The sequence below is a fragment of the Acinetobacter sp. CIP 64.2 genome (genome assembly GCF_000369645.1).
GTDB lineage: Bacteria > Pseudomonadota > Gammaproteobacteria > Pseudomonadales > Moraxellaceae > Acinetobacter.
In genome coordinates this window covers 1,806,957-1,813,257 of the sequence record NZ_KB850122.1, presented here as the reverse complement: position 1 = coordinate 1,813,257, position 6,301 = coordinate 1,806,957, and the positions used below count along the sequence as shown (strand labels likewise).

The window sequence follows — 6,301 nt, the reverse complement described above, 5'->3', positions numbered from 1 at the left end:
TCAATGCAGTTGATCCGATTACCGGTACAGCAGAACCAGGTTCAACGGTGAAAGTGACCTTCCCGAATGGCAGTACCGAACAGGTGACTGCAGACCCAGTAACTGGGGTGTGGAGTGTACCGAACCCGGGTGGCTTGTTGAATGGTGAGGCGGTGACTGCGACAGCAACAGATGCGGCAGGGAATGTATCCTTACCAGGTACAGAAACAGTTGCGACTCCAGCTGATTTGATTGGTGCGATCACAGTACCAGATGACTTAAATGGCGATGGTATCCTGAACGCCACGGAATTAGGCAATGATGCTAGCTTCAATGCCCGTGTTGCTTTAGGACCAAATGCAGTTGTAGGCACTGTTGTGACTGTGAATGGAAACAACCACACCGTGACAGCAGCAGATTTACTCAATGGGTACATCACTGCAGCAGTTGCAGTGGCTGGCGATGGCTCCTTGGTTATTCATGCACAAGCAGTGGATGCATATGGTAATGTCGATAACACAACAGATGTTACGATCACGGTGGATACGACGCCTCCGGATATTAGTACTGCTGCAATCGCAATTAATCCAATTACTGGCGATAATGTTCTTAATCCGTTAGAAGTATCTGGCCCAGTCTCAATCTCAGGTACATTAACCATTCCAGCAGATGCGGTAACCACCACGATTCAAGTGAATGTGAATGGTATAGATTACTCAGCAGTGGTTAATCCTGTGACACATACATGGACGGCCATTGTCCCTGGTACTGAACTTGCAGCTGATACAGATCTGACAATTCAGGCAAAAGCAACATTTACTGATGCAGCAGGGAATAGTAGTAGCATTCAAGGTTCACAAAGCTATACCCTTACAAACACAACGATCATTGCCTATGACAATACTGCTACCGCAGTTCTTGCACCAGAACCATTATTGATTGCAGATGATGCAGCGTTGGGCAGTAAAACCTACTTAGCGCTTGTTTCACTATTAGGCCTTAATTTACAACTCGGCTCTGATGGCGTTGGTTTTACCGTTGCAGCGAATCAAGAAGGGAATGCGACATTCACTTATAGTGCTTTAATCGGTGTGAATGCGTTATCAAACTACTCGCTTGTTTTACAGAAACTGGATACAGCGACTGGTCAATGGACTTCGGTTTATGGTGGCGGTCAAGCAGATATTCTGAAACTAACTTTATTGGGTTCTACACCAGGTATCGTTATCGATGGGTTGGAACAGGGTCAATATCGTGCGTTTATGACCTATACTGGTATTGCAGGTGTTGGTTTACTCGGTACTTTAACCGGGACTATGGATATCTATGATACGACGCAAATTGGTGGATTCTTTACCGAAAATGCGACGGGTAATGTGATTCTTGATACCAATGCAGGCGGTCAGGTTGATGTTGTAACACCAACAACAGTGATTAATGCAGTGAATGGCCATCCTGTTCTTGCAGATGGTACGGTGATTGCGGGTACTTATGGTACTTTAGTGATCAATTTGAATGGTTCATATACGTATACACCTAATGCAAATGCAGCAGGGCTTGGACAGGTAGATCACTTTGTGTATACCTTAAAAGACACTGCTTCTGGCGATACGGCTCAAGCAGCACTGAATATCCAATTAAGTTCTGTGAAAGCTGCAGATAACCTTGCAGTGGCTGAAATTAATCCAGAGTCATTACTTGTTGCGAATGATGTTGCGCTTGGTAGTGCAAGTTATGTGGCAGCAGTTTCGCTACTCGGCTTGAATTTACAACTGTTAGGTAACTCAACGATTGCATTTAACGTAGATGCTGATCGAGAAAGTTCAGCAACATTTACGTTCAGTGGTTTACTCACTGCGAATGTATTAAGTGATTATTCACTTGTTATTCAAAAATATGATGCAACAACACAACAATGGGTTTCTGTTGGTGGAACAAACCCACAAGCCACTTTGGTTAACCTATCGTTGATTGGAGGCGTGGCAACGGCTGTGGTTGATGGTTTAGCCACTGGTCAATATCGTGCCTTTATCGGTTATGGCGGATTGCTGGGTGTCGGTCTAGGTGGAACATTAACAGGTACAATGGATGTTTATAACCCATATGTTGTAGCTGGATACTCAGTGGATCCGATCTCTGGCAACGTGATTAAAGACGCAGGTCTAAACGGAGCAGTGGATGCAGCAAGCAATAATGCTGTCATCTCAGTAGTAAATGGCAATGCTGTAGCTGCAACAGGGACAACAACAATTACAGGTACTTACGGTACCTTAGTGATTGATCAACACGGTAATTACACCTATACACCAAATGCGAATGGATTGAATCTCGGTAAGGTTGACCAGTTTACGTATACCTTACTGGATCCAGCTACGGGCAATACTTCACAAGCGATTCTCTATGTTCACTTGGATAGTAATAATGTGGACATGACTTGGAATGCTAACGATCCATCACAACCAGCAGTCATTACAGGTCCAGTCCCTGTGGATGCAATGGATAACGTTGCTTCTGCTGCGATTGATCTCGTTTATCCAACGACGACACAAGTCATTGCGAACGCGATTAGCTATAACTGGTTACTTGGTGTTGGTGGCATTGTGATTGGTACTAAACAAGGTACAGCGCAATTCACGGTTGCTCCTGGTCATATTACGGAAGCAATTTTTGCAGTGAACTTTGGCTCAGTTGCAACGGTGGTTGATGGTTTACATGTGGTATTAACCCGAGTCAATCCAGACGGTACGCGTACGGTAATTGCAGATAGCTCGAATGCTGGCATACTTGATTTGCTGGGTATCTTCGGTTCTGAAGTGAAGTTCAAAGTGGATAACTTAAGTGCAGGTACATATGAGTTATTTATGGAGAGCAATACACTGCTTACTGCGCTTGGTAGTGTTACGGCTGGTATTACTTTGAATAATGGTGATATTACTCAAGTACCTACCTTGGTTGTAAACCCAATTACGGGTAATGTTCTTTCTGATGATAATTCGGCAGGTTATGGTTCGAATTATAAGCCAGACTATATTACAACCACGACGGTTGTGACTGCTGTCACATCTGAAAATGGTAATGTAGCTGGTGTCATCGCAGGTACAGCAACAACGATTGTTGGCGCATACGGTACTTTGACCATTAATGCGGACGGTAGTTATAGTTACCAAGCAGCAGCAAATACCTTGAACATTGGTAAAGTGGACAGCTTCACTTATACGGTCACTGATCCTGTAACAGGTAAAACTGATACTGCGACATTGCATATCCAAATTGGTTCGCCGGATGTGAATCTCAACTGGAATATCGCAAATCCAGGTGCAGATGCTGTTATTCCTGCTCCAGTTGCCAACGCGGATTCGAATGATGCAACAATCAGTATGAAACCTGTGGTGGATGCGGCAGTAGATGTACCAAGCGGTAATGTCACTATCGGTAATTTGGCAGGTTTCCCACCGCTTCCTGTGTTGAGTAGTACTGTAACATCTAACCAATTTGTGATTGCTGCAAATACGGTTAATGATGTGCATGTACAATTGAATTACACGACATCATTGAGTCTTTCGGTGTTACCAACTGCTGGTTATACCATTCAGCAACTGGTTGGTGGTACATGGGTCAACACTGTTTATACGGGATCTGCGACAGCGCTAGCTGGTATTTTAGGTGCTCCAGCTTATTCAGCGGATGTTAATCACTTGTCTGAAGGTACTTATAGAGTGGTCTTCAGTCTATCAAGTCTGCTTCCAATTGGTGCTGTGACGCTTGACTCTGTGGTAACAACCAAAACAACGCATTTGGACAGCTATACACCAGATGGTTTAAGCGACTGGATTCACGGCAATATCCTGTTGGGTGATACTGCTGGTGGTGTCGCAGATACGACAACTGCTTCTCAATTGTTTGTTGAAGTATCACCAGGCAATTATCAGATTGCGGCAGGTCAGGCGATTAATACGGGTGAAGGGACATTGTATCTCAACCATGATGGTTCGTATTACTACAAAGCTTTTGATAGCGCAGCGAATGCAACCATTGATACGATTAACTATAAACTTGTATCTGTTACAGGTGCCGAGTCAACGAGCACTTTAACAATTCATTTGAGTCAAGAGTTGAACAGTCTAGCCGTCAGTACTGCTGCAAATGATACCTTCACACTCGGTAATGGCTCTGACACCTTGATTTACAATACTTTAACGGCTGCGGGTGTGGTTAGCGCAACAGGTGGTAATACAACAGCCGGTGGCGTGGATACTTGGACAGATTTCCATCTCGGTAATGTCACTACGGATGATCAGGCTGACAAGATTGACATCAGCAACTTATTAATTGGTACTCCAAATAGTCTCACCATTGGTTCGTATGTATCAGTAAGCTACGATGCGACGACTCAAAGTGCGACCATTAGTGTGGATCGTGATGGTCTGGGCGGAACTTATACAAGTACTCAATTGTTGACGCTGCATTTAGATCATCCGACAGCATCATTGACACTCAATGATTTACTCAACAATGGTCAAATCATTTACTAATCCAAATCCTTAACTCAAAAAGAGAGCCTTCGGGCTCTCTTTTTGATTTTGAGAAGATGATCAAAATATGTGGTATCTTATTTAAAAGACTTAAAAAATTCTAAAAACTGAAGATATGAGCATTACAACGATTTCAGCATTTGAGCAATTAAAACAGCAACTCAGTGAGCAATTCTTTCAACCGCTTCGGTCTCATATTGATGTGTCTAAAACTGCTATTTTCTGCTCCTTTGGTGAACAGACACAACGTTGCCAAGTTTGGAATTCATCCTGCTCCGATTTTTCTGATACACAGCAACAATTATTTGATTTTCTAGAGCAGCAATTTTCATCGGCTGAAGCGCTCAGCACATTTGTTAAAATTGACGTAGCCTTTAATATCCAAGTCGAACAATGGCAGCACATCGAACAAACGTTAAAAAACCAATTCCATAATAATCATTATCGTAAAGGGATGAGTTTGGATGCAGACTTTAAGATCTGCTTTTTGGAGCAAGAGCTCTATGGTAAGGCAATTATTCGGGCACTCAGCTATAGCACACCAAATTTTATTGATGAGAAAAATTTAAATAGCAGTATTTTAAGAAAATATCCAGATCAGCATCACACTATAAAAATAAAAGAGATTCGGCAGCTATGGACCTTCGATACCTATGCGGTGATGTATGAACAGGGGCAACTGATTCCATTGCAAAGTCAGTTCACTGAAAATGGTGTGCGTTGCTTGCTTGAACCCAAAAAACATCATTTTAAAAAAATGATTGAAACAAATGCGCAGTTTCTCTTTCAACAAATCCAGCAGGACGGCAAATTCAACTATGGTTTTTTCCCTGCCTATGATCGTGAAATTCGTAGTTACAACACAGTTCGGCACTGTACTTCGGTTTATGCACTTATTGAGACGTTAGTGCTTCATTCATACCCAATGCTGATAGAAAAAATTCGCTCTGCAATCGATTATGCCTTACAGCATTTTTATATCGAAAAACAGGCAGGTTTGGCCTATATGCTCGATGGAACAGAGCAGGGACAGTTGGATGAAATTAAATTGGGAGCCAATGCTGCGGCAATTTTGATGCTGACCAAATATCAGGAAATCACAGCAGATGATCACTATCTTGGGGATGCCCAAGCCTTGGCCAATGGCATCCTGTCGATGATCAATGAAGCTGGTGAAACTACGCATGTATTGCATTATCCAAGCTATGACATCAAAGAAAAATTCCGCATCATTTACTATGATGGTGAAGCAGCCTTGGCTTTATTGCGTCTCTATCAGCTTGATGCAGATGAAAAACTACTTGAAACCGTCAAATGCATGTTTGAACGATTTATTGAAAAAAAATATGACCGTTATCATGACCATTGGCTGAGCTACTGCAGTAATGAGCTGACAAAAATTTGCCCAGAGGAAAAATATTTTCAATTTGGCATGAATAATTATTTAAAACATATGATGTTTATTCGAAATCGTAAAACAGCTTATGCAACCTTACTTGAAATGATGATGGCTGCTTATCAAATGGTGCAGCGCATGCGGGATTTAGGTTTACAGGAGTTGTCTGTCAAAGCACGATTCGATGAATTAAAAAAGATGATTGAGTTTCGAACTGAATTCCAGCGCACCGGTTTTTTCTATCCTGAAGTGGCGATGTATATGGCGCGCCCAGATAAAATACTGAATGCTTTTTATGTCCGGCATGATCGTTTTCGTGTACGTATCGATGACCAAGAACATAATCTTTCAGGCTATGTTGCTTATGTACAGTATTTTGAAACCGAAGCTTGAG

At 42.4% G+C, this 6,301-nt stretch carries 2 protein-coding genes; both read left to right on the top strand.

The features are described 5' to 3' along the window. Positions 1 to 4,511 (top strand): beta strand repeat-containing protein (locus F895_RS02640; protein WP_005243748.1); only part of this gene is annotated, 4,511 nt, incomplete at its 5' end. A 115-nt stretch (positions 4,512 to 4,626) separates the two neighbouring features. Continuing rightward, positions 4,627 to 6,300, top strand: coding sequence for a glycoside hydrolase family protein (locus F895_RS02645; RefSeq protein WP_005243746.1), 1,674 nt, complete (start codon positions 4,627 to 4,629; stop codon positions 6,298 to 6,300). The last annotated feature ends 1 nt before the right edge of the window (position 6,301 follow it).